Source organism: Cytobacillus kochii, assembly GCF_020171845.1.
In the GTDB taxonomy this organism is placed as follows: domain Bacteria; phylum Bacillota; class Bacilli; order Bacillales; family Cytobacillaceae; genus Cytobacillus; species Cytobacillus kochii.
On the sequence record NZ_JAIVAM010000003.1, the window covers coordinates 465,403 to 485,831 of the forward strand.

Annotated in this window: 25 protein-coding genes; 22 read left to right on the forward strand and 3 right to left on the reverse strand. The window is 36.6% G+C overall.

The window, feature by feature from the left end; translation table 11 throughout:
• The first annotated feature begins 96 nt into the window (after positions 1–96).
• Positions 97–1,005, forward strand: a complete 909-nt coding sequence (locus tag LCM23_RS05790) for an EamA family transporter (RefSeq protein WP_224936061.1) — start codon at positions 97–99, stop codon at positions 1,003–1,005.
• Between the two features lie 93 nt (positions 1,006–1,098).
• Here the strand turns inward: LCM23_RS05790 and LCM23_RS05795 are convergent, their stop codons facing one another.
• Positions 1,099–1,668 carry a GNAT family N-acetyltransferase gene (locus LCM23_RS05795; protein ID WP_224936062.1) on the reverse strand — a complete coding sequence of 190 codons (570 nt, stop codon included), beginning with the start codon at positions 1,666–1,668 and terminating at the stop codon, positions 1,099–1,101.
• 217 nt (positions 1,669–1,885) lie between these two features.
• On the opposite strand from LCM23_RS05795, the gene spoIIM reads away from it, so the two are divergent.
• From spoIIM to LCM23_RS05880, 17 genes are all read left to right on the forward strand, one after another.
• The gene (gene spoIIM, locus LCM23_RS05800) at positions 1,886–2,527 is read left to right on the forward strand and encodes a stage II sporulation protein M (RefSeq protein WP_224936063.1); all 642 of its coding nucleotides are present in this window, start codon (positions 1,886–1,888) and stop codon (positions 2,525–2,527) included.
• Positions 2,528–2,778: 251 nt separating this feature from the next.
• Positions 2,779–3,243 (forward strand): ferric iron uptake transcriptional regulator, encoded by a 465-nt coding sequence (gene fur, locus LCM23_RS05805; RefSeq protein ID WP_224936064.1) that lies wholly within the window; start codon positions 2,779–2,781, stop codon positions 3,241–3,243.
• 196 nt (positions 3,244–3,439) lie between these two features.
• Positions 3,440–3,667: a YqzK family protein gene (locus LCM23_RS05810; RefSeq protein ID WP_095372690.1), complete on the forward strand. Its 228-nt coding sequence runs from the start codon at positions 3,440–3,442 to the stop codon at positions 3,665–3,667.
• 7 nt (positions 3,668–3,674) lie between these two features.
• A complete protein-coding gene (gene xerD, locus LCM23_RS05815) occupies positions 3,675–4,568 on the forward strand; it encodes a site-specific tyrosine recombinase XerD (RefSeq protein WP_224936065.1) in 894 nt (297 codons plus the stop codon).
• Between the two features lie 258 nt (positions 4,569–4,826).
• Positions 4,827–6,023 (forward strand): phosphopentomutase, encoded by a 1,197-nt coding sequence (deoB, locus tag LCM23_RS05820; RefSeq protein ID WP_224936066.1) that lies wholly within the window; start codon positions 4,827–4,829, stop codon positions 6,021–6,023.
• Complete coding sequence (locus LCM23_RS05825; RefSeq protein WP_224936067.1) at positions 6,023–6,841, forward strand: purine-nucleoside phosphorylase; 819 nt, start codon at positions 6,023–6,025, stop codon at positions 6,839–6,841. The genes deoB and LCM23_RS05825 overlap by 1 nt, the downstream gene beginning before the upstream one ends.
• Positions 6,842–6,862: 21 nt before the next feature.
• Entirely contained in the window at positions 6,863–8,167 is a 1,305-nt protein-coding gene (locus tag LCM23_RS05830) for a pyrimidine-nucleoside phosphorylase (RefSeq protein ID WP_224936068.1), read from the forward strand.
• 269 nt (positions 8,168–8,436) lie between these two features.
• A complete protein-coding gene (locus LCM23_RS05835; RefSeq protein WP_224936069.1) occupies positions 8,437–9,615 on the forward strand; it encodes a D-alanyl-D-alanine carboxypeptidase family protein in 1,179 nt (392 codons plus the stop codon).
• 177 nt (positions 9,616–9,792) lie between these two features.
• Positions 9,793–10,143, forward strand: a complete 351-nt coding sequence (gene spoIIAA / locus LCM23_RS05840) for an anti-sigma F factor antagonist (protein ID WP_095372696.1) — start codon at positions 9,793–9,795, stop codon at positions 10,141–10,143.
• Positions 10,144–10,584 carry an anti-sigma F factor gene (spoIIAB, locus tag LCM23_RS05845; protein WP_095372697.1) on the forward strand — a complete coding sequence of 147 codons (441 nt, stop codon included), beginning with the start codon at positions 10,144–10,146 and terminating at the stop codon, positions 10,582–10,584.
• Between the two features lie 11 nt (positions 10,585–10,595).
• On the forward strand, positions 10,596–11,351 hold the full coding sequence (gene sigF, locus LCM23_RS05850) for an RNA polymerase sporulation sigma factor SigF (protein ID WP_095372698.1): 756 nt from the start codon (positions 10,596–10,598) through the stop codon (positions 11,349–11,351).
• 47 nt (positions 11,352–11,398) lie between these two features.
• Positions 11,399–12,136 carry a stage V sporulation protein AA gene (locus LCM23_RS05855; protein WP_404826582.1) on the forward strand — a complete coding sequence of 246 codons (738 nt, stop codon included), beginning with the start codon at positions 11,399–11,401 and terminating at the stop codon, positions 12,134–12,136.
• Positions 12,126–12,548, forward strand: a complete 423-nt coding sequence (locus LCM23_RS05860; protein WP_095372700.1) for a stage V sporulation protein AB — start codon at positions 12,126–12,128, stop codon at positions 12,546–12,548. The genes LCM23_RS05855 and LCM23_RS05860 overlap by 11 nt, the downstream gene beginning before the upstream one ends.
• A gap of 28 nt (positions 12,549–12,576) precedes the next feature.
• The gene (locus tag LCM23_RS05865; protein ID WP_224936070.1) at positions 12,577–13,143 is read left to right on the forward strand and encodes a stage V sporulation protein AE; all 567 of its coding nucleotides are present in this window, start codon (positions 12,577–12,579) and stop codon (positions 13,141–13,143) included.
• The gene (locus tag LCM23_RS05870) at positions 13,140–14,621 is read left to right on the forward strand and encodes a spore germination protein (protein ID WP_224936071.1); all 1,482 of its coding nucleotides are present in this window, start codon (positions 13,140–13,142) and stop codon (positions 14,619–14,621) included. Before LCM23_RS05865 ends, LCM23_RS05870 begins: the two co-directional genes overlap by 4 nt.
• Positions 14,622–14,803: 182 nt before the next feature.
• Positions 14,804–16,123 (forward strand): diaminopimelate decarboxylase, encoded by a 1,320-nt coding sequence (gene lysA, locus LCM23_RS05875; protein WP_224936072.1) that lies wholly within the window; start codon positions 14,804–14,806, stop codon positions 16,121–16,123.
• A gap of 370 nt (positions 16,124–16,493) precedes the next feature.
• Positions 16,494–16,856, forward strand: coding sequence for a GNAT family N-acetyltransferase (locus LCM23_RS05880; RefSeq protein WP_224936073.1), 363 nt, complete (start codon positions 16,494–16,496; stop codon positions 16,854–16,856).
• Positions 16,857–16,869: 13 nt separating this feature from the next.
• Here LCM23_RS05880 and LCM23_RS05885 read toward each other — a convergent pair whose 3' ends face one another.
• Together LCM23_RS05885 and LCM23_RS05890 are read right to left on the reverse strand one after the other, a co-directional pair.
• Positions 16,870–17,382, reverse strand: coding sequence for a DUF309 domain-containing protein (locus tag LCM23_RS05885; protein ID WP_224936074.1), 513 nt, complete (start codon positions 17,380–17,382; stop codon positions 16,870–16,872).
• A gap of 112 nt (positions 17,383–17,494) precedes the next feature.
• The gene (locus tag LCM23_RS05890) at positions 17,495–17,629 is read right to left on the reverse strand and encodes a YjcZ family sporulation protein (protein ID WP_224936075.1); all 135 of its coding nucleotides are present in this window, start codon (positions 17,627–17,629) and stop codon (positions 17,495–17,497) included.
• Between the two features lie 216 nt (positions 17,630–17,845).
• On the opposite strand from LCM23_RS05890, the gene LCM23_RS05895 reads away from it, so the two are divergent.
• The 4 genes from LCM23_RS05895 (at position 17,846) to LCM23_RS05910 (ending at position 20,321) form a co-directional block, all read left to right on the forward strand.
• Positions 17,846–18,598 (forward strand): segregation/condensation protein A, encoded by a 753-nt coding sequence (locus tag LCM23_RS05895; protein ID WP_224936076.1) that lies wholly within the window; start codon positions 17,846–17,848, stop codon positions 18,596–18,598.
• Positions 18,599–19,180 (forward strand): SMC-Scp complex subunit ScpB, encoded by a 582-nt coding sequence (scpB, locus tag LCM23_RS05900; RefSeq protein WP_224936077.1) that lies wholly within the window; start codon positions 18,599–18,601, stop codon positions 19,178–19,180.
• 223 nt (positions 19,181–19,403) lie between these two features.
• The gene (locus tag LCM23_RS05905) at positions 19,404–19,760 is read left to right on the forward strand and encodes a hypothetical protein (RefSeq protein ID WP_224936078.1); all 357 of its coding nucleotides are present in this window, start codon (positions 19,404–19,406) and stop codon (positions 19,758–19,760) included.
• 72 nt (positions 19,761–19,832) lie between these two features.
• The gene (locus LCM23_RS05910) at positions 19,833–20,321 is read left to right on the forward strand and encodes a YpuI family protein (RefSeq protein ID WP_095372710.1); all 489 of its coding nucleotides are present in this window, start codon (positions 19,833–19,835) and stop codon (positions 20,319–20,321) included.
• The last annotated feature ends 108 nt before the right edge of the window (positions 20,322–20,429 follow it).

The following is a 20,429-nucleotide window of genomic DNA, read 5'->3' on the forward strand; positions in this document are numbered from 1 at the left end:
AGCAGCATTGATGTGTGGCTTTTTGTATTTTAAAAAAATGCTCTTATCTTTACTAAAACGATATTTGTTAACCGGTAGATTGAGGAGGAAATACGGATGAAACAATCAATGTATCCTTTAGCAGTCCTTATCGGAGGTGCTTGCTTTGGTGTATTATCAACCTTTGTCAAGCTTGCCTACGGTGAGGGATTCGAACTTGCTGAAGTTTCTGGAAGTCAATTTTTAGCTGGGACGTTACTGATTTGGCTTATATTCTTGTTTACAAAAAAACAGAAGATAAGCTTCAAGCGTTTTAGCTTTCTCGTATTATGTGGTGTGCCAACTGGTTTAACGGGAATTTTTTATTATCAATCCTTACAGTCTTTAAATGCATCGTTAGCCATCATTTTCTTATTTCAGTTTGTTTGGATTGGTACGGCTATCGAGTTTATTATTGATAGAAAAAAGCCAGGAATGAAAAAATTACGTGCGATTTTGCTATTACTTATTGGCTCTTTCTTGGCAACAGGTATTTTGTCACAAGGATTTAATGACTTTTCTCTAGTTGGTGCAGGATGGGGGATGCTTGCGGCATTATCTTTCTCCATCTTCGCCTATATTAGTAGCACGGTCGGGAAAGAAGTACCGCCGATCCAAAGAAGCGCTGTCTTTGCCATTGGTGGATTACTTATTACTTTTGTCATCTTCCCGCCAGTTTTCTTAGCTGATGCTGCAACTGTAACGGCACTTTTGCCGTACGGATTGTTTCTAGGTCTTTTTGGTGTCACTTTACCACCGTTGTTATTTGCGATCGGAATGCCTCATGTGGGTGCTGGGTTAGGTACGATATTGACATCGTCAGAATTACCAGTTGCTTTACTAATGTCTGTACTGGTTTTACAGGAAGAACTTGTCCCGCTTCAGTGGTTAGGGGTTTGTATTATCATTTTAGGGATTATTTATGGTAACGTGGCTCATAAAACAAAAAAGGACCACGACCTCATTCAGTCGTCAAAGGCGAGTTAATGAATCGGGGATAGGTTTATTTTTTTCTTGAGATGGTGGGGACTTTGTCTAAGATCTTGACAAGGCCCTCACCTTTTTTTATGAGGATATCAATTAGTCATCAACTTTTACTTTTGCATACACACATGTACTTCTCAGGGATATGTTATCTGTTGCTAAGCTATCGTTACGCAATATGCCCTCTAATGGGAAACCGAGACGTTCCGGTATTCGCCGACTATCTATATTTTTTTCATCACAGCGGATTTCAACTCTATTCGCTTTGAAATGCTCAAAACAGAAAGCTGTCAAAGCTTCTGCAGCTTCTGTTATATAGCCATTCTTTATTTGGCGGCTATCACACCAATAACCAATTTCAAATTTTTTAATATCCCAATTGATCCGGTGAAGGCCGATTGAGCCAACAAAAAGATGATTCTCCTTCAGATAGATATGTAGACGGAAATCGCTTCGGTTAATAAATTCGGCAAAAGATGCGCGTATTCCAGCTTCTACTTCTTCAACAGTCTCTTCTTTTACAGCAAAAGGCAGCCACTTTTTTAGAGAATCTCGCGACACCGCAATGGCTTCATGCACTATCTTGCCGTCACCAGGCAAACATGGTCTAAAATACAAACGTTCTGTTTCTATTTTCTCTGGAAAATCTACTAAGATGGGATTCATTCTTTATTCTCCTTTTTAATTTAATAGCGCCTATCGCCGGTCTATCAAACCCTTTTACATCAAGTAAATATAACTTTCTTAAAGTGTAAATAAATAACATCTTATTTACAACAACAATTTTACTAGATTAGTTATATTATTTCGTATCTTTCTGTCATGATCTCAGCAAGTCTAGCATACATTCTAGTAAGTGAAATCATTTTCAGGAGGAAGAGCAATGATAAAAAAAATGTACCAGAACGTCGTAGTAAATCATTTCCGTGAGCATTCCTCAATCTACTTGTTTGTTATTATATTGTTTTTGATGGGTGTCATATTTGGAGCGGTGGTCGTAAATAGTTTAAGTTTGACGCAAAAAGAGGATTTATTTCAATACTTGACTCAGTTTTTTGGTCATGTTTCAAATGAGGAAATGGCGACACCGGCTAATATATTTGAACAAAGCTTACTTCATAATGGAAAATATATAGGCGTGATATGGCTATTGGGGATATCTATTATTGGATTACCGCTTATTTTAGTTTTATTATTTGTGAAAGGGATGGTCGTTGGCTTTACTGTCGGTTTTTTAGTAAGTCAATTAAAGTGGCATGGGTTTTTATTATCTTTTGTGTCCATTTTGCCACAAAATATGATTATCATTCCAATTTTTATTATTACATCTACTTTTGCAATTTCATTTTCAATGAAGATGATTCGTCGGCTGTTTATGAAGAAAGTAAATAATCCATTTATGCCGTTGCTAGGTAAATACTTAATTTCTTTCCTTATTGCCATTATTATATTAGCTGGTGCATCAGCTATTGAGGCCTATATTTCACCGGTGCTAATGAAGTCAGTCATTGACTCAGTCCTCTAAACTCATCGATTGCTTATATAAGGTTTGAATGCTATAATTCTTTTATCATATGAGTTTAGTAATAATGACTACTTGGATAAATGATCATGTACAGAGCCTACGTTAGGTTCTGTACTTTTATGTTGTTTTAGGTATTATAACAATTCTAATATAAGAGTTATTATAAAGGTCTCTTTATAATGATTTTAGTTTGATTCTATACATCTATCTGTTATAATGAGAATGTTAGTGGTGAGGGAGGGACTTTCGGTATGGAAAGCAGAATTGACAGAATCAAAAAACAGTTGCATTCATCCAGTTATAAACTAACACCACAACGTGAAGCCACGGTTCGCGTTTTGTTAGAACATGAAGAGGACCATTTGAGTGCGGAAGATGTATACCTCCTTGTTAAAGAAAAGTCGCCAGAAATCGGTTTAGCAACTGTTTATCGAACACTTGAATTACTAACTGAATTAAAAATTGTTGATAAAATTAATTTTGGTGATGGCGTTTCCCGATATGACTTACGTCAAGAAGGTGCTGCTCACTTCCATCATCATCTTGTATGCATAGAATGCGGTGCAGTAGATGAAATTCAAGAAGATCTACTAGAAGATGTGGAAGAAGTTGTTGAGAAGCGTTGGCATTTCAAAATAAAAGACCATCGTCTTACTTTTCATGGCATCTGCTATCGATGTCAAGATAAAAAAAATGATGAAGAGCCAGAAGCATAAGGCACAACCCTTTTCTAATTTCATTGGAAAGGGTTTTCTTATTTTTCTCTAACTCGTGTCTCAAGCTCCGAACGAAAATAGGGTTTTTGTTCGGTAAAAGCTCACAGAACTTAAATGATTCCTCATTGGAAACAGGTATAAATCTTGTCCAAAATGGCATACCCTCTAATAAGACGTTTTATTTGGGGGAGAAATGATGAGTGCATGGATTAAATTAGTCTATCAAACCATTAAGGTTTTTGTTCTTTTTACAGGAAGCACAATTCTTTTTTATTATGGAATTATGTGGTTAAATGAAGAGTATCAGGATTATCATCGTTATGATGAGCCGAGTGGGGCAGCCGTGAAGGTAGCAGCAAGTGCGAATGCAACGGACTCTTCTTGGTTGGATCGGTTGATTCTGTTTTATTTAAATGGGGAGTAATGATTTTATGAATGATCATCTGCAGGATTTTATCCACTATTTAATGATTGAAAAAGGGCTAGCCAGAAATACGATAATGTCATATGAAAGAGACTTAAGAAGTTATATATTGTTTATTGAGCAGAAGATGATGAAGCAATCGATGAATGAGATTGAACGTGTTCATATTGTTCAGTTTCTAGCTCAGCTTAAGGATGATGGCAAGTCTGCTAAAACAATTGCAAGGCATATAGCGTCTATTCGTTCCTTTCACCAATTTGCACTTCGTGAAAAAATAGCAGATCACGATCCTTCTATTCATATTGAAACACCGCAAGCTGAAAAATCTTTGCCAAAGGTTTTAAATATGAAGGAAGTTGAGAGATTGCTAGACCTCCCGAACAATGGCAGCCGCTTTTATTTAAGGGACAAAGCTATGCTAGAAGTACTCTATGCAACAGGAATCCGCGTCAGTGAATTAATCCATTTAACAATAAATGATGTTCATCTAACGATGGGTTTTTTAAGATGCATTGGTAAAGGAAATAAGGAAAGAATCATTCCATTAGGAAAAACAGCACAAGCAGCTGTTCAAGATTATTTAGATAAGGGTAGACAACAGTTGTTATCACCAAAACACCCGACAGAATACTTATTTTTAAATCATCATGGGAAAGGGTTATCACGGCAAGGATTTTGGAAAAACTTAAAAAAAACAGCACAAGCAGCTGGTATTCAAAAAGAGTTAACGCCTCATACTTTAAGGCATTCATTTGCCACCCATTTACTTGAAAATGGAGCAGATTTAAGAGCTGTACAAGAAATGCTTGGCCATGCAGATATTTCTACGACACAAATATATACACATGTGTCAAAAACGAGATTAAAAGATGTATATAAACAATTCCATCCGAGAGCTTAACAGGAAATATGTAGAAAAACAGTGAAAAGTGATATAAAAGACTGTTTTTCTTTTTTTATTTTCAGTACAATATAGATGTCAGACTTCTGACGAAAGAGATCTTTCTTAAAGGTGATGTATATTAAAGTCTTTCATGACATTCCTCTTTGTTAGGTTCTAGACGTTTTACACTATCCTTCGCTGTTGATGAAAGCCTTTTTGGGGTATGATAAGTAGGGATTTCTGTAGTAAAGAAATAGTTAGAAAGGAGTGTTATTTGTGAACACATTTACATATAAACGTATTTTTCTTATTGTAATGGACTCTGTTGGAATAGGAGAAGCACCTGATGCGAAAAATTTCGGTGATGAAGATGCTCATACGTTAGGCCATATTGCCGAGAAGATGGGCGGTTTGCATATGCCTCATATGGAACGTCTCGGATTAAGTAATATCAATGAAATAAAAGGGATAGCCAAAGTCGCACAACCTGAGGCTTTTTATACAAAGCTTCAAGAAGCTTCTGTTGGGAAAGATACAATGACAGGACATTGGGAAATAATGGGCCTTCATATTCAAAAACCCTTTCAAGTATTTCCTAATGGATTTCCAGAGGAGTTAATTCAAGAATTAGAAGAAAAGACAGGTCGAAAAGTGATTGGTAATAAACCTGCGAGTGGCACAGTGATTTTAGACGAATTAGGGGAAGAGCATATGGAGACAGGCTCTCTTATTGTTTATACATCGGCTGATTCGGTGCTCCAAATCGCCGCCCATGAGGAAATCATACCAATTGAAGAACAGTATCGTATTTGTGAAATAGCTAGAGAATTGACTTTAAATGAAAAATACATGGTAGGTAGAGTCATTGCTAGACCATTTGTTGGTAAAGCTGGGGCGTTTACAAGAACAGCGAATAGACATGATTATGCATTAAAGCCATTTGGCAGAACAGTAATGAATGAGTTAAAAGATGCCAATCTAGATGTCATTGCCATCGGAAAAATTAATGATATATATGATGGAGAAGGCGTAACAGAAGCAATTAGAACCACTTCAAATATGGATGGCATGGACAAGATGGTAGCTATAGCAAAAAAAGACTTTACAGGCATTAGTTTCTTGAATTTAGTAGACTTCGATGCCCTTTATGGACATAGAAGAGATCCACTAGGGTACGGTCAAGCATTAGAAGAATACGATGCTCGTTTACCTGAACTTTTCGAGCAGTTAAATGAAAATGATCTTCTGATTATTACAGCGGATCATGGTAATGACCCAATCCATCATGGTACAGATCATACGAGAGAATATGTGCCATTACTTGTTTATTCTAAGCGCTTATCTCATGGAGAAGAACTGCCTCAAGGCAAGACATTTGCTAACATTGGCGCGACTATTGCAGAGAATTTCCAAGTAAATAAGCCATTGATTGGAGAGAGCTTTCTTAAAAATGTCAAGGGAGTAGGAAAATAATGACTAGTTTACATGAGGTAAAAGCAGCGCAAGAATTAATTCAATCTAGAATAGATCAAACACCAACAGTAGGACTTATATTAGGTTCTGGACTTGGGGTACTTGCTGAAGAGATAACAAATGCGATAAAAATACCGTATAGAGATATACCGGGTTTCCCGCAATCAACAGTAGCTGGTCATGCAGGTCAACTCGTTATTGGTCGATTAAACGGTGTAGCGGTTGTTGCTATGCAAGGAAGATTTCATTATTACGAAGGCTATACTATGCAGCAAGTTACGTTTCCAGTCCGTGTAATGAAGGAGTTGGGAGTACAGAAATTAATCGTAACCAATGCTGCTGGAGGCGTTAATGAAACTTTCTCACCAGGTGATTTAATGATCATCACAGACCATATTAACAATATGGGGGTAAACCCACTTATAGGTCCTAATGATGACCATTTTGGTGTGCGTTTTCAAGATTTGTCATCAGCGTATAATAAAGAAATGATACAAGTCGCAAAAGAGGTCGCAGAACAACAACAATTAGACATACAAACTGGTGTATACGTAGCTAATACAGGGCCAGTTTATGAAACACCTGCAGAAGTAAAAATGCTTAGAATTTGCGGTGGAGATGCAGTTGGTATGTCAACTGTTCCCGAAGTTATTGTTGCGAATCATGCTGGTATGAATGTACTTGGAATCTCTTGTATTTCTAATATGGCTGCAGGTATATTAGACCAACCATTAAATCATGAAGAAGTAATAGAAACAACGGAGAAAGTAAAACAACAATTTTTAAGCTTTGTCAAAGGAATCGTGACAAAAATTTAAATTTAGTGGGGGAACGATACGATGAGAATGGTGGACATCATTGAGAAAAAAAGGGATGGTCATTGCTTAACGACAGCGGAAATTAACTATTTTATTCAAGGCTATACAAATGAAACAATTCCTGATTATCAAGCAAGTGCACTTGCTATGGCGATTTATTTTCAAGGAATGGATGAAAGAGAAACAGCTGATTTAACAACGGCAATGGTTAAATCAGGCGATGAAATCAATCTTTCAAACATTGATGGAATCAAAGTCGATAAGCATTCTACTGGGGGTGTAGGAGATACTACTACGCTTGTATTAGGGCCGCTAGTAGCTGCTGTAGGTGTGCCGGTTGCAAAGATGAGCGGAAGAGGTCTGGGCCATACAGGTGGAACTATTGATAAATTAGAGGCTATAGATGGATTTCATGTGGAGATTGATAATGACGAATTTATGAATTTAGTCAATCGTAATAAACTAGCAGTCATAGGTCAAAGTGGAAACTTGACACCAGCTGATAAGAAGCTCTATGCATTAAGAGATGTGACTGCTTCTGTTAATAGCATCCCTTTAATTGCATCAAGTATCATGAGTAAAAAAATTGCTGCGGGTGCAGATGCAATTGTTTTGGACGTGAAAACGGGTTCAGGTGCATTTATGAAAACGATTGAAGAAGCAATTGCTTTAGCAAAAACAATGGTGAAAATCGGTAATCATGTTGGTAGACAGACAATGGCTGTCATCTCAGATATGAGCCAGCCCCTTGGCCTTGCAATCGGTAATGCTTTAGAAGTAGAAGAAGCGATTAATACTTTAAAAGGAGAAGGCCCGGAAGATTTGACTGATTTATGTTTAACTCTTGGAAGTCAAATGGTCGTTTTAGCGAAAAAGGCCGATACGTTAGAAAGTGCGCGCACGCTATTACAAGAAGCAATCAGTAGCGGTAAAGCGTTAGAGACTTTTAAAACATTTATCCAATCTCAAGGAGGAGATGTTGCAGTCGTTGATGACCCATCTCTACTTCCACAGGCAAAATATCAAATAAAGGTAGAAGCTGCACAGAGTGGATATATTTCTGAAATTGCTGCAGAAAAACTTGGTACTGCGGCAATGATGCTTGGTGCGGGTAGAGCAACAAAAGATTCTATTATAGATCTCGCAGCAGGTCTCCTTCTTCATAAAAAAGTTGGCGATTCTGTCCAAAAAGGGGAAGCGTTGCTAACGATTCATAGCAATATGGAAGATGTTGAAGAAGTGAAAGATATCCTTATTAATCATATTAAAATAGTGTCAGAAGAAGTAACAGCACCAACATTGATACATCAAGTCATCACTGAATAAAAATACTAGAAAAAGCTTAAAGGAAATAAAACCTTTAAGCTTTTTTAGTACAATTTAACTGAAAGATGCTCATTCTTAGAATATTTCCTTCGAATCATGCCCACATCAAAGTATACAAGGTCTCATTCCATCCCTCTTACCTTCCGAACTTTTTTCATAGTAAAACACGGAATTTTTCATTTATAAAATGTAGTTTATGGTATTTTCATTGGTATAAATTATCAACAAATGGTAATCATGGAAACTATAAAGAATGGAGGGTTTGTGCGATGAAGCGAATAGTAAGTGTATTTTTTATATGTATTCTCATGGTTTCTACCATAGCACCACAAGTATTTGCACGTGAAAGCGAAAAAATGACTGAAGAAGAAGTTGTGAAAAATGTAAAGTCAGCTATTTTAATTGAACGAGATACAGGCAAAGTGCTGTATGAAAAAAATAGTGATGTTCAATTACCACCTGCAAGTATGACGAAAATTATGACGATGCTTTTAATTATGGAAGCAATCGATGAAGGCAAACTTAAATGGGATGAAAAGATTAAGACAAGTGAATATGCTGCTTCAATGGGTGGTTCACAAATTTTTCTTGAGCCTGGAGAAGAAATGACAACAAAAGAAATGTTACAAGGGATTGCAATCGGTTCTGGAAATGACGCTTCTGTTGCTGTAGCAGAACGATTAGCCGGTACGGTAGATGACTTTGTCAAAATGATGAATGCAAAAGCAAAGGAGCTAGGTTTAAAGGACACTGTATTCAAAAATCCTACAGGCCTCCCGGTAACGGATCATTTTAGTACGGCTCATGATATGGCGATGATGGCAAAGGAATTACTGAAGTATGAAGATATTACTAACTTTACCGGTACTTACGAGGCTTATTTGCGTGAAGACACTGATAAAAAATTCTGGTTAGTAAATACGAATAAATTAGTGCGTTTTTATCCGGGGGTAGATGGTCTTAAGACTGGATTTACTCAAGAAGCAAAGTATTGTTTAACAGCGACAGCTGAGAAAAATGGCATGCGTGTCATTGCGGTTGTTTTTGGTGCACCTAGCTCAAAAGAGAGAAATGCAGAAGTGACGAAAATGCTAGACTATGCTTTTAATAAATATGAAACACATGCCATGTATAAAAGGAATCAAGCGGTGGCAAAAGTGAAAGTATCAAAAGGTGAAAAGAAACAAGTAGAAGCATTAACAAGCGAACCCATTTCAATATTAGCTAAAAAAGGTGAAGATATTAAAAACGTGAAACAAACGGTTGTACTCGATGAGAATATGAAGGCTCCTGTTAAAAAAGGTGATGAAGTCGGCAAGATTATTTTTGAAAAAGACGGAAAAACAATGGTTGAAAGTCCTTTAGTCGCAAGTCAAGATAGTAAAAAAGCCAACATTTGGACATTATTTAAGCGTTCAATGGGAATGTTTACGAAAGTATCAGAGTAATATGTCGAATCGAGTGATGACAAGTCCTGTTTTAGCGAATAAACACTAGTTTTGTCTTCATGAAGGAAAAACAGTTCATAGTATAGAATTGGACTCACTAAAGGCAGGTTGATATTCTATATGTGTCAATCCTGTCTAATCCATAGAGACAACTGATTACAAAGGAGGCTATGGTTAGTGAGTCTAGCAATTAATTTAGAAATAAAAAACAACGTATTATGTATTCGTTTAAGCGGGGAGCTTGATCATCACTCTGCGGATGAATTAAGAGCAAAAGCAACAAAAACGATTGAGGAACACGATATCCACCATATTATTCTTAATCTGGAACAATTAACATTCATGGATAGTTCTGGACTTGGAGTAATTCTTGGCAGATATAAACAAGTGAAACAAAAAAATGGCGAAATGGTTGTATGTGCAATTTCTCCATCTGTAAAAAGACTTTTTGATATGTCTGGTTTATTTAAAATTATTCGCTTAGAACCTACTGAAGCGTTTGCCCTGCAACGATTGGGGGTGGCGTAAGTGAAAAATGTTATGCAAATGCAGTTTACTGCTCTCAGTCAAAATGAATCATTTGCTCGCGTAACAGTGGCAGCTTTTATTGCTCAGCTGGATCCAACAATGGATGAATTGACAGAAATTAAAACCGTTGTCTCAGAAGCTGTAACGAACGCTATTATTCACGGCTATGATATGAGCCCAGATGGCATTGTACACATTTCAGTAACCATTGAAGAAGGAATAGTCGAACTGTCCATTAAAGATGAGGGTCTCGGTATTATGGATATAGAAGAGGCAAGACAGCCTCTTTATACAACAAAGCCAGAGCTAGAGAGATCAGGCATGGGCTTTACGATTATGGAAAATTTTATGGACGAGATTAGTATTGTATCACACCCAGGTGAAGGCACAGAGGTCCGTTTAAAGAAGCATTTATCAAATAGTAAAATGCTATGTAATTAAGGAGTCTTGCTATGGATGTGGAGGTTAAAACAGGAAAGACGCAATATTTAAAAGATCATGAAGTTAAAGAGCTCATTGGTAAAAGTCAAAATGGTGATCAAGCGTCTAGAGATTTGATTGTCCAAAAGAATATGCGCTTAGTATGGTCAGTTGTCCAGCGCTTCCTCAATCGAGGATACGAACCAGATGACTTATTTCAAATTGGCTGTATTGGATTGTTGAAATCGGTTGATAAATTCGATTTGAGTTATGATGTGAAATTTTCTACTTACGCTGTTCCTATGATTATTGGTGAGATCCAACGTTTTATAAGAGACGATGGAACAGTTAAAGTCAGTCGTTCACTTAAAGAACTCGGAAATAAAATTCGGAAAGCAAAAGATGAGTTATCGAAATCATTAGGTAGGGTGCCAACCGTATCAGAGATTTCTGAATTCCTTGATATCCCAACAGAGGATATTATCATGGCCCAAGATGCTAGTCGACTTCCCTCGTCAATTCATGAAACCGTGTATGAAAATGATGGTGACCCTATTACTTTGCTTGACCAAATAGATGATGGGGATGAGGGGAGATGGTTCGATAAAATCGCGTTAAAAGAAGCGATAAATGAATTAGATGAAAGAGAGAGACTGATTGTTTATTTGCGCTATTACAAAGACCAAACACAATCAGAAGTAGCAGTCAGGCTTGGTATATCACAAGTACAAGTCTCGAGGCTTGAGAAGAAAATATTGAAGCAAATGAAAGAGCATATGGACTTATAGTCTATATGCTTTTTCATTTGCTTCTTTTAAGTGAAGAGTCGACGTTTATGAATTTACTAATAACAAGCAAGCAATATCAGTGTGAGGAAATTATTGGATTTCATGAAGTGAAATACCTTTACTCATACTATATGCAAGGAAATCTTTGTGTGGGAAGTGAAAGGATGGAACGTATCGTTTATTTACGCTTGCGACATCGATTGCAGGTTAAACCGCACGAAACTATCGTTTTATCGGATGTTGCGCAATTGATTGCAGATGACGAAGTTTACGATAAATTAGCTAATCTCTTGTTATACCGTGTGTCTAAGGAAGATAAAAATATTATCATTATTGATGTTATGCAGGTAATTAAGCATATTACAAAATGTTTTCCGAGTTTGGAAATCCAAACGGTTGGACCGACACAGATTATTGTTGAAGTTGCCGTGAAAAGAAGAAAAGTCTCACTTCCATTGTTTATGCTAATATGGTTTTTATTATTTTTTGGTGCCGCTCTCACCATCATGAATTTTCATGAAGACGTTAGTATGCAAGAAGTTCAACTAAAGATTTATACATTGATTACAGGTGAAGTCGATAGTCGGCCATTGATTTTTCAAATCCCATACTCAATAGGATTAGGCTTAGGAATGATTCTCTTCTTCAATCATGTATTTAAAAAGCGTTTAAATGAAGAACCTAGTCCTTTAGAGGTAGAGATGTTTAATTATCAAATGGATTTGGATAATTATGTTGCCCTACATGAAAACAAAGAGAGTATGAAGAATATTGATGAGCGGTAAAATTATCTTTGCCATCTTTATAGGCTTAGCGAGTGGTATAGCTGTAGGTGGTGGAGTAGTTGCTTTCTTATCTGTCTTAGGAATTATTCCACGACTTACACAACTAACAAAAACAATGAAGATGATTCATGCTTATGAATGGGCAGCGGTGTGCGGGGTGATCGCTGGGGCTGTAGCTTCCATGTGGGAGCCAGTACTACAAGCACCGCCCTTTATACTTATTCCGATTGGTCTATTATGTGGAATCTTTGTAGGAATGCTTGCAGCTGCACTCACGGAAGTTCTAAATGTCTTCCCTATATTGGCTAAACGCATTGGTGTAGAAGGAAAAATTGTCTATTTGTTAATGGCTTTTGTTTTTGGGAAAATTATCGGATCTTTATTTCAATGGATATATTATGTCAATCTGTAGGTTTGCTCACTTAGAAAGGGAAATGGCGATGAAAGAACGGAGAAAAGTCATATTGATTACAGATGGAGATGAGTTTGCAAAGCGAACGATTGAACTCATTGCTCATGATATAGGTGGTAGTTGTATTTCTGCTTCTCAAGGAAATCCAACGATACTGTCTGGTGAAGAAATGGTGCAATTAATTAAACAAGCACAATCAGATCCTGTTTATATCATGTTTGATGATAGTGGTTATATCGGAGAAGGTCCAGGAGAGAAAGCGATGACTTTCGTTGCCAAGCATCCTGATATTGAAGTCATTGGTGCAATAGCTGTAGCGTCAAGGACTCACCACGAGGAATGGACAAAGGTAGATGTAAGTATTGATCGCTTTGGTGAATTGACAGAATATGGTGTTGATAAATCTGGCATAGCAGATATGGATGAAGGAAGAATAGTAGGGGATACCGTTTATTGTCTTGAGATGTTAAATATCCCTTTTATCGTCGGTATTGGTGATATTGGTAAAATGGCAAGAATTGATTCAATTGAAGCCGGTTCACCCATTACGAAACAAGCTGTTGAACTTATATTGGAAAGGAGCGGTATGTTATGAGCGAAAAAGAAAAAATAAGAAAGAGACCATTGCCGACATCCGTCAAAGAAGTTGAAGCGTACATGCAGGACCATGTAGGTCTTGGAACAAGCTTTGACCTTGGAGTGAGAAAGCTTAAAGTATTAAAAAAGGATGTTCATTTATACTTTATTAATGGTTTAACAGAGACACAATTTATCATTGAAATTGTTGAAGAGCTTGTAGGGATCAATGATAAAGAAAAATTATCGACCCATCTCTTTGATATTGTAGAGAACCGTATCGTTCATCAAGCAGTTGATCGTATTAAGACAATTGATGAGCTCGTTGACCAAGTATTATCAGGGCTTATTGTTATCGTGATGGAAGGCGAAGGTACCGCTTTAGTAATAGACGTAAGAAGTTATCCAGGGCGAACACCACAAGAGCCTGATACGGAGAAGGTAATTAGAGGTTCTCGTGATGGTTACGTAGAAAACATAATTGTCAATACCGCTCTAACAAGAAGAAGAATTCGTGATGAACGATTAAGGTTTGAAATGCTCCATGTTGGTGTAAGGTCAAAAACTGATATTTCCTTAGGCTATATTGAAGGGTTAGCTGATCCCAACCTAGTAGAAGTGTTACGTAAAGAACTTAATGAAATTGATATCGATGGGCTACCCATGGCTGATAAAACGGTAGAAGAATTCATCCTTCATCAAAGTTATAATCCATTTCCACTTGTTCGGTACACTGAAAGAGCGGATGTTGCGGCCACTCATTTGATGGAAGGTCATGTCGTGGTTTTTGTGGATACATCGCCTAGTGTGATTATCGCCCCAACGACTTTATTTCATCATTTGCAACATGTAGAGGAATATAGGCAAGCCCCGGCTGTCGGTACTTTTGTTAGATTCATGAGGTTTATCGGACTTGCTGCTTCTTTATTTTTCCTACCATTGTGGTTTTTATTTGTCTTAGAACCGTCTTTGCTTCCGGATGCTATTGATTATATCGGTCCAAATGAACAGACAAATATCCCTGTTCTTATTCAATTATTATTAGCGGATTTAGGAATAGAGTTTTTAAGATTAGCTGCTATCCATACACCGACCCCATTATCAACAGCAATGGGACTAATAGCCGCAATACTTATAGGGGAAATTGCGATCACTGTTGGGTTGTTTGTACCTGAAGTTATTCTCTATGTTTCTGTTGCGGCAATTGGGACTTTTGCCACTCCGAGCTATGAATTAAGTGTGGCAAATAAACTTATTCGTATGCTCTTGTTAATATTAGTTGCAATTTTTCATACACCAGGTTTAGTTGTTGGAATTACGCTATTTATTCTTTTCCTTGTGTCCATGCGTTCGTTTAGAACCCCATATTTATGGCCATTCATTCCATTTTGCCCTGGCGCTATCGTTCATATTATTTTTAGAAGAGCCGTACCAGGGTCAAAAATTCGACCAAGTATTACCCATTCTCGCAATCGTTTTAAGCAGCCACCAAAATAATTGGGTAAATGGCGATTGCAGGCATATGGGAATTATGGTAAAGTATGTTCAACTGAATAAAGGGTTAAAGGATAACAGAATAGACAGTTTCTTAAGGATTCTGTCTATTTCTTCATTTTAGTCCGATAAAAATAAGCATCAATTCTTTGATTAGAGAAGTAATGGACGAAAGAGGGGAAAGCATGTTTTTTCACGGTACATCAAAGGTAAATGACAAAGGACACTTAGAAATTGGCGGTGTTGATACAGTAAAATTAGCTAGTAAATATGGCACACCTGTTTATATTTATGATGTAGAGTTAATAAGAAGAAGAGCACGTGGATTTAAGAAAATGTTTGAGGAAAATAATATGAAGGCACAAGTAGCCTATGCAAGTAAGGCTTTCTCTTCTGTAGCGATGATTCAGTTAGTGGAAGAAGAAGGATTGTCTTTAGATGTTGTTTCTGGAGGAGAACTATACACTGCCATTAGAGCGGATTTTCCAGTTGAACGTATTCATTTTCATGGGAATAATAAAAGCCGTGAAGAATTAGAAATGGCGCTTTCCTATAATATCGGTTGTATCGTCATAGATAATTTCCATGAAATGAACTTATTAGAAGAAGTAGCTTTATCAATGAATAAGCGCGTCGATGTGTTACTACGGATTACTCCAGGAATAGAAGCACATACACATGATTATATTTTAACTGGGCAAGAAGATTCTAAATTTGGTTTCGATTTACAAAATGGACAGGCAGAGGAAGCATTAAAAATCGCCCTTAATTCCCAACACATCCATTTACTTGGCTTCCATTGTCATATTGGTTCACAAATCTTTGAACCAACTGGTTTTATCCTTGCCACACAAAAAATCTTTGCCAAATTGAAAACGTGGAGCCAAGAATATGATTATGAATCTGAAGTTCTTAATTTAGGTGGAGGATTTGGGATTAGATATACAGAGGAAGATGAACCACTCGCCCCAGAAACGTATGTAGAGGAAATTATCAAGGAAGTTAAAAAACAAACAAGCCATCACGGGATGACTTTACCTGAAATATGGATTGAACCTGGAAGATCACTTGTTGGTGATGCTGGTACAACCATCTACCAAATTGGTTCATCAAAAGATGTTCCGACTGTAAGAAAATATTTGGCTATTGATGGAGGAATGAGTGATAATATCCGTCCGGCTCTTTACCAGGCACAATATGAAGCTGTTCTTGCTAATCGTGTACTAGATGAAATAGAGGAAAAAGTCTCTATCGCAGGTAAATGTTGTGAATCCGGAGATATGCTTATTTGGGATTTGCCACTTCCGAAGGCTGGAAACAACGATTTGTTAGCTGTTTTTTGTACAGGTGCATATGGTTATTCAATGGCAAATAATTATAATCGTATCCCTCGTCCACCTGTTGTGTTTGTGGAAGATGGAGAAGATCGATTGGTCATTAAAAGAGAATCTTTTGAAGATATGGCACGTCTAGATTTACCTTTAAAAAACAAGGTTAATCAGTAATTAACATGAACCAAGAAATTTAGGTGGGTTTCTAGAATCTTCATAAGGGACTCACCTATTATTCTCCTTATTTGGCTAACTCCTTCTTTTAACATATTGGAATGTAGAAACCTTTCATGTACAATGAAGGTGAATGTATATCAAAAGGGGAGCTACTGAAGAAAGTATGGATAAAAAAAGTAATATTATGTTATTTGTCTTTATTTTAGGTATAGCTTTTATATGGGGGCTTATTTATTGGTTATTTATTGCCCCGCAATCATAACTAGTTCCATTTCAATCCATAGATACATATGATAAAATAGTTTAAGTTAGTTGTGAAATGGAAATAATAGCAAATAAACGGTTTTACTAATAATGAGGGGTTATCATGTTAATACGCTATAAAAAGTCTTTTGAAAAGATTGCTATGGGACTTTTATCTTTTATGCCAAAAGAAAAAGTATTAAAGCAGTTGTTACAGACGATTAAAGAGTATGAAAGTGAAGAAAATCTGCAATTGTTTTTGTGGAAAGAAGACGAAGATATTATTGGGCTAGTTGGTGTATGCTTATCTGATCATCATATTGAAGTTCGTCATATATCAGTCAACCCTTCTCATCGTCAGCAAGGAGTCGGTAAGTCGATGGTAAAAGCATTAAATGACACTTATCCACATAAAGAACTAACAGCGGACAATGTAACAGAAGCCTTTTTACAGAAATGTGAAGAGATAAATAAAGGCAGCGAATAATTTTCGCTGCCTTTTAGCGATGTCTTTGGAGGGCTTTCTCTCTCTCTGCGATGACATTTGATCGATCTCTTTTCATATGTCGATGTACAATTTCTGCGTTTTCAAGATTGCTTTCCTGTCCCCATCTGAATCCCTTAGAATCACATGTCTTTTTGACTTCATCTAATAAGGAAATATCGTTTATAGGGAAGTAATAGCTTTTATAAGGAAGGGCCTTATCAATTTCTTTTTGTATTTTGTGTATATCATTTAACAATTGTTGATGGTCAATACCAAGTTGTTTGACTTCATTTGGATATGACGAAAGAATCAATGCTGCTTTTTGCAATGTTTTTTTAGCACCATGAAAATTCCCTCTACGATGATGATAATTAGATACGGCTACTTGAATCAAGCCAACCCAGAGGGATTGCTTGTTTCGATTGTCTACTTCTTTCCAATACTCCTCTAAAATTTCGTGGCATTCAAAATAATCACGATCTCCGTGATAATGAGCTAAATAGTCAATAAAAGCTTGGGGATGCAAAGTTACACTCCTCCTCTCAAACATACAGTCGATTAATTTCATGGTATCATATAATAATGTTGGAAAAAAGAAATGCCTGGCAAATTACAATGCCAGGCAATGTCTATTTACATTAAAATAACCAAGAAGCGCCTACGATAATAAGTAGGATGAATAGAACAACGATTAAAGCAAAGCCTGCACCGAAACCGCCACCATAGCACTCTTCTTCTCTATGATGATTGTCACCACAATTTTCTCTGGACATATTTATACCTCCAATAGTACCTAATTGTCATTACCTTCTCATTGTATGTGCGTAGTTTGTCTCATGTTTGGGCTTAGGATAAAATAAAAAGTAAGTTTCTAAAAGTTGATAAAAGAGTCCGTTGTGGAAGAAAAGAATTATGTTGGATTCGCTACGTTGAATCATCTATACTGTATAGAGTAAAGAAATAATTTTATAGAAATTTTGGTGGAACATATGGAGCATTATAATGTGAAGATTAACGCCTTCGAAGGGCCGCTCGATTTATTACTGCATTTAATTAATCGGCTCGAGATTGATATATATGATATTCCAGTAGCAGAAATTACTGAACAGTATTTAATCTATATACATACCATGCAAGAATTAGAGCTGGATGTAGCAAGTGAGTATTTGGTTATGGCTGCCACGTTACTCGCTATTAAGAGTCAAATGCTACTCCCAAAGCACGAAGAAGATAACTATGACGAAGATATTGATATGGAAATGGAAGAAGATCCACGAGATGAACTCGTTGAAAGATTAATAGAGTATCGCCGTTTTAAAGAAGCAGCCGAGGACTTAAAAGAACTTGAACAAGAAAGAAGCTTATTATACACAAAAGCACCGAGTGACCTTTCTGACATGGCAAAAGAAGTGAAAATGGAACAGACCCATGTCGACGTATCGCTTTACGATATGTTAGGTGCGCTGCAAAAGTTATTAAGAAGAAAAAAATGGAAAGAACCGCTTGCAACGAAAGTAGCTAGGCAGGAAATTCCGATTGAAAAAAGAATAGACGAAGTTATACGTACACTTAGGAAAAGTAATGGCCGTAAAAACTTTAATGATTTATTTACTGCACATTCTAGAGAAGAAGTTGTTGTAACCTTTCTAGCTGTTCTAGAGTTAATGAAAAGACAGGCTGTGCTCGTTACGCAAGATAATAACTTTGCAGAATTGTATGTAGAAGTAGCGGAGGGAAAGTAAGTGAGTAAGAAAGAAAATTGGAAAGCCATTTTAGAAGGGCTTTTATTTGCAGCAGGAGATGAAGGACTTAATTTGAAATCGATCGCTTCGGTATTTGAAGTGAGTGATCAAGAGGCAAGTGAAAGAATGAATCAATTAATGACTGAGTTAGCAAATAACCAAGGACGGGGATTACAAATCATTGAAATTGATGGGTCGTATCAATTAACAACTAAAAAGGAATTAGCTGACTATTTAAAGAAACTAGTGGAAGCTCCTTCTTCCCATTCTTTATCGCAAGCTTCTTTAGAGACATTAGCGATTATTGCTTACAAGCAGCCCATTACAAGAATTGAAATCGAGGAAATTCGTGGAGTGAAGACAGAAAGACCATTACAAACACTTGTGGCAAAAGCATTAATCAAAGAAGTAGGAAGAGCTGAAGGTAATGGTCGTGCATACTTGTATGGCACGACAAAGGGTTTCTTAGATACATTTGGATTAAAAAGTTTAAAAGAGTTGCCAAAGCTACCTGATCAAGGAGACGAAGAGTTTGAGCAAACAGAAGCAGATTTGTTCTTTGATACATTAAATAATGTATAAGTGGAATAATTCTGAACAATCAACAGCTCATTTATGTTAATATAAAAACATTAAGGGTGATTTACTTGTTTAGCATAATTAAACATCAAAGGCATATATACATAATGTCAGATGGTACAAACGAAAATGAATCCCTTAATAACAATTATGTCATCAGCAAACTTCATTATTATCAATCACGAAGCTTATCAAAAAGTAGATTGAATCTGAAGGAGGGTTCTGATTGTTCATTCTGCAATTGAAAGGATGGTCGCTTGAAAAAACTCTTCCTAATTCCTTCGAAGATTTTTTTAATAAAAGTGAAGTCATTTATGAGGAAGATGGAGAGGAAAGAAAATTCACATTAACTTATTTGCAGTACTTTGAAGAAAAGCTTGATCAATTGACATCATTTGAACAGTCAGTAAGTGATAGAACTTTTAAGGATATTGCAGCGCTAGCTTCTCTTCTCAATCATCCGGAATTGAAGCTGAGAAAACGGTTATTTATAAGTGATGAGACCGCTTTTATACGCTTATTTGAGGGATTTGATTTTAAGCAAATATCTAACATAATAGAAACAATGATGCAGAATAAATGAAGAGCTGATATAAACAAATTGGCTGAAGAACAAAATGGATAAAAGAGTAGCTAAATACACGGGAGGAAAATGATGGGAAATTCTATAGTTGAATCACAAATGGAAGATGTGCAACAATTCCTTAGTAATACGGTAAGCACTTTTGAGAACTTCTTAAATGAAACAACCTTGTCGGTACTTAAAGAGGAAGGACAGGGTGATGAGCGATATTATAAAAGCATTTTATCCAATTTGAGAAAGCTTCTAGTGTTTTGCGAGGAAGGTCATGAAGCATGTCGCATCATACTCATGAGTGATCAATTTCAGCGGGGAGCAGCTGAGCAAACATTGTATAAACTTTACCATCATTGTATTGAAGAGTTTTTTTCACCTAAAAATGATGCGTGGTATGAGAATAGTCGTTCAGCGTATACAGGAAAGAATTCAATTCGTTTTCATCACGAAGTACCCGTTCGCCTTGAGAACTTATTTAGAGGATTAGAAAGCGATTTCCAAAAGATAAGAGAAGAACTAGAATACTACGAAACAGATTATCGTACTAAAATGATGCAATCAAAATAAATATTGAAATACTTTAGAATGAGCTAAGGCACGGACAAATTTGTTCGTGCTTTTTTGTGCCTATAGCGTTCAAATGATAAGCATCAGTAGAATGGCAAAAAACGATAT

Excerpts from the sequence above, each read along its gene's own strand:
- fur (WP_224936064.1), top strand. The coding sequence starts at position 2,779 with ATGGAAAGCAGAATTGACAGAATCAAAAAACAGTTGCATTCATCCAGT.
- LCM23_RS05835 (WP_224936069.1), top strand. The coding sequence starts at position 8,437 with ATGAAGCGAATAGTAAGTGTATTTTTTATATGTATTCTCATGGTTTCT.
- LCM23_RS05895 (WP_224936076.1), top strand. The coding sequence starts at position 17,846 with ATGGAGCATTATAATGTGAAGATTAACGCCTTCGAAGGGCCGCTCGAT.
- LCM23_RS05790 (WP_224936061.1), top strand. The coding sequence starts at position 97 with ATGAAACAATCAATGTATCCTTTAGCAGTCCTTATCGGAGGTGCTTGC.
- xerD (WP_224936065.1), top strand. The coding sequence starts at position 3,675 with ATGAATGATCATCTGCAGGATTTTATCCACTATTTAATGATTGAAAAA.
- LCM23_RS05880 (WP_224936073.1), top strand. The coding sequence starts at position 16,494 with ATGTTAATACGCTATAAAAAGTCTTTTGAAAAGATTGCTATGGGACTT.
- LCM23_RS05865 (WP_224936070.1), top strand. The coding sequence starts at position 12,577 with ATGAAAGAACGGAGAAAAGTCATATTGATTACAGATGGAGATGAGTTT.
- LCM23_RS05855 (WP_404826582.1), top strand. The coding sequence starts at position 11,399 with ATGAATTTACTAATAACAAGCAAGCAATATCAGTGTGAGGAAATTATT.
- LCM23_RS05830 (WP_224936068.1), top strand. The coding sequence starts at position 6,863 with ATGAGAATGGTGGACATCATTGAGAAAAAAAGGGATGGTCATTGCTTA.
- LCM23_RS05910 (WP_095372710.1), top strand. The coding sequence starts at position 19,833 with ATGGGAAATTCTATAGTTGAATCACAAATGGAAGATGTGCAACAATTC.
- lysA (WP_224936072.1), top strand. The coding sequence starts at position 14,804 with ATGTTTTTTCACGGTACATCAAAGGTAAATGACAAAGGACACTTAGAA.
- LCM23_RS05810 (WP_095372690.1), top strand. The coding sequence starts at position 3,440 with ATGAGTGCATGGATTAAATTAGTCTATCAAACCATTAAGGTTTTTGTT.
- spoIIM (WP_224936063.1), top strand. The coding sequence starts at position 1,886 with ATGATAAAAAAAATGTACCAGAACGTCGTAGTAAATCATTTCCGTGAG.
- LCM23_RS05890 (WP_224936075.1), bottom strand. The coding sequence starts at position 17,629 with ATGTCCAGAGAAAATTGTGGTGACAATCATCATAGAGAAGAAGAGTGC.
- sigF (WP_095372698.1), top strand. The coding sequence starts at position 10,596 with ATGGATGTGGAGGTTAAAACAGGAAAGACGCAATATTTAAAAGATCAT.
- LCM23_RS05860 (WP_095372700.1), top strand. The coding sequence starts at position 12,126 with ATGAGCGGTAAAATTATCTTTGCCATCTTTATAGGCTTAGCGAGTGGT.
- LCM23_RS05870 (WP_224936071.1), top strand. The coding sequence starts at position 13,140 with ATGAGCGAAAAAGAAAAAATAAGAAAGAGACCATTGCCGACATCCGTC.
- LCM23_RS05825 (WP_224936067.1), top strand. The coding sequence starts at position 6,023 with ATGACTAGTTTACATGAGGTAAAAGCAGCGCAAGAATTAATTCAATCT.
- LCM23_RS05795 (WP_224936062.1), bottom strand. The coding sequence starts at position 1,668 with ATGAATCCCATCTTAGTAGATTTTCCAGAGAAAATAGAAACAGAACGT.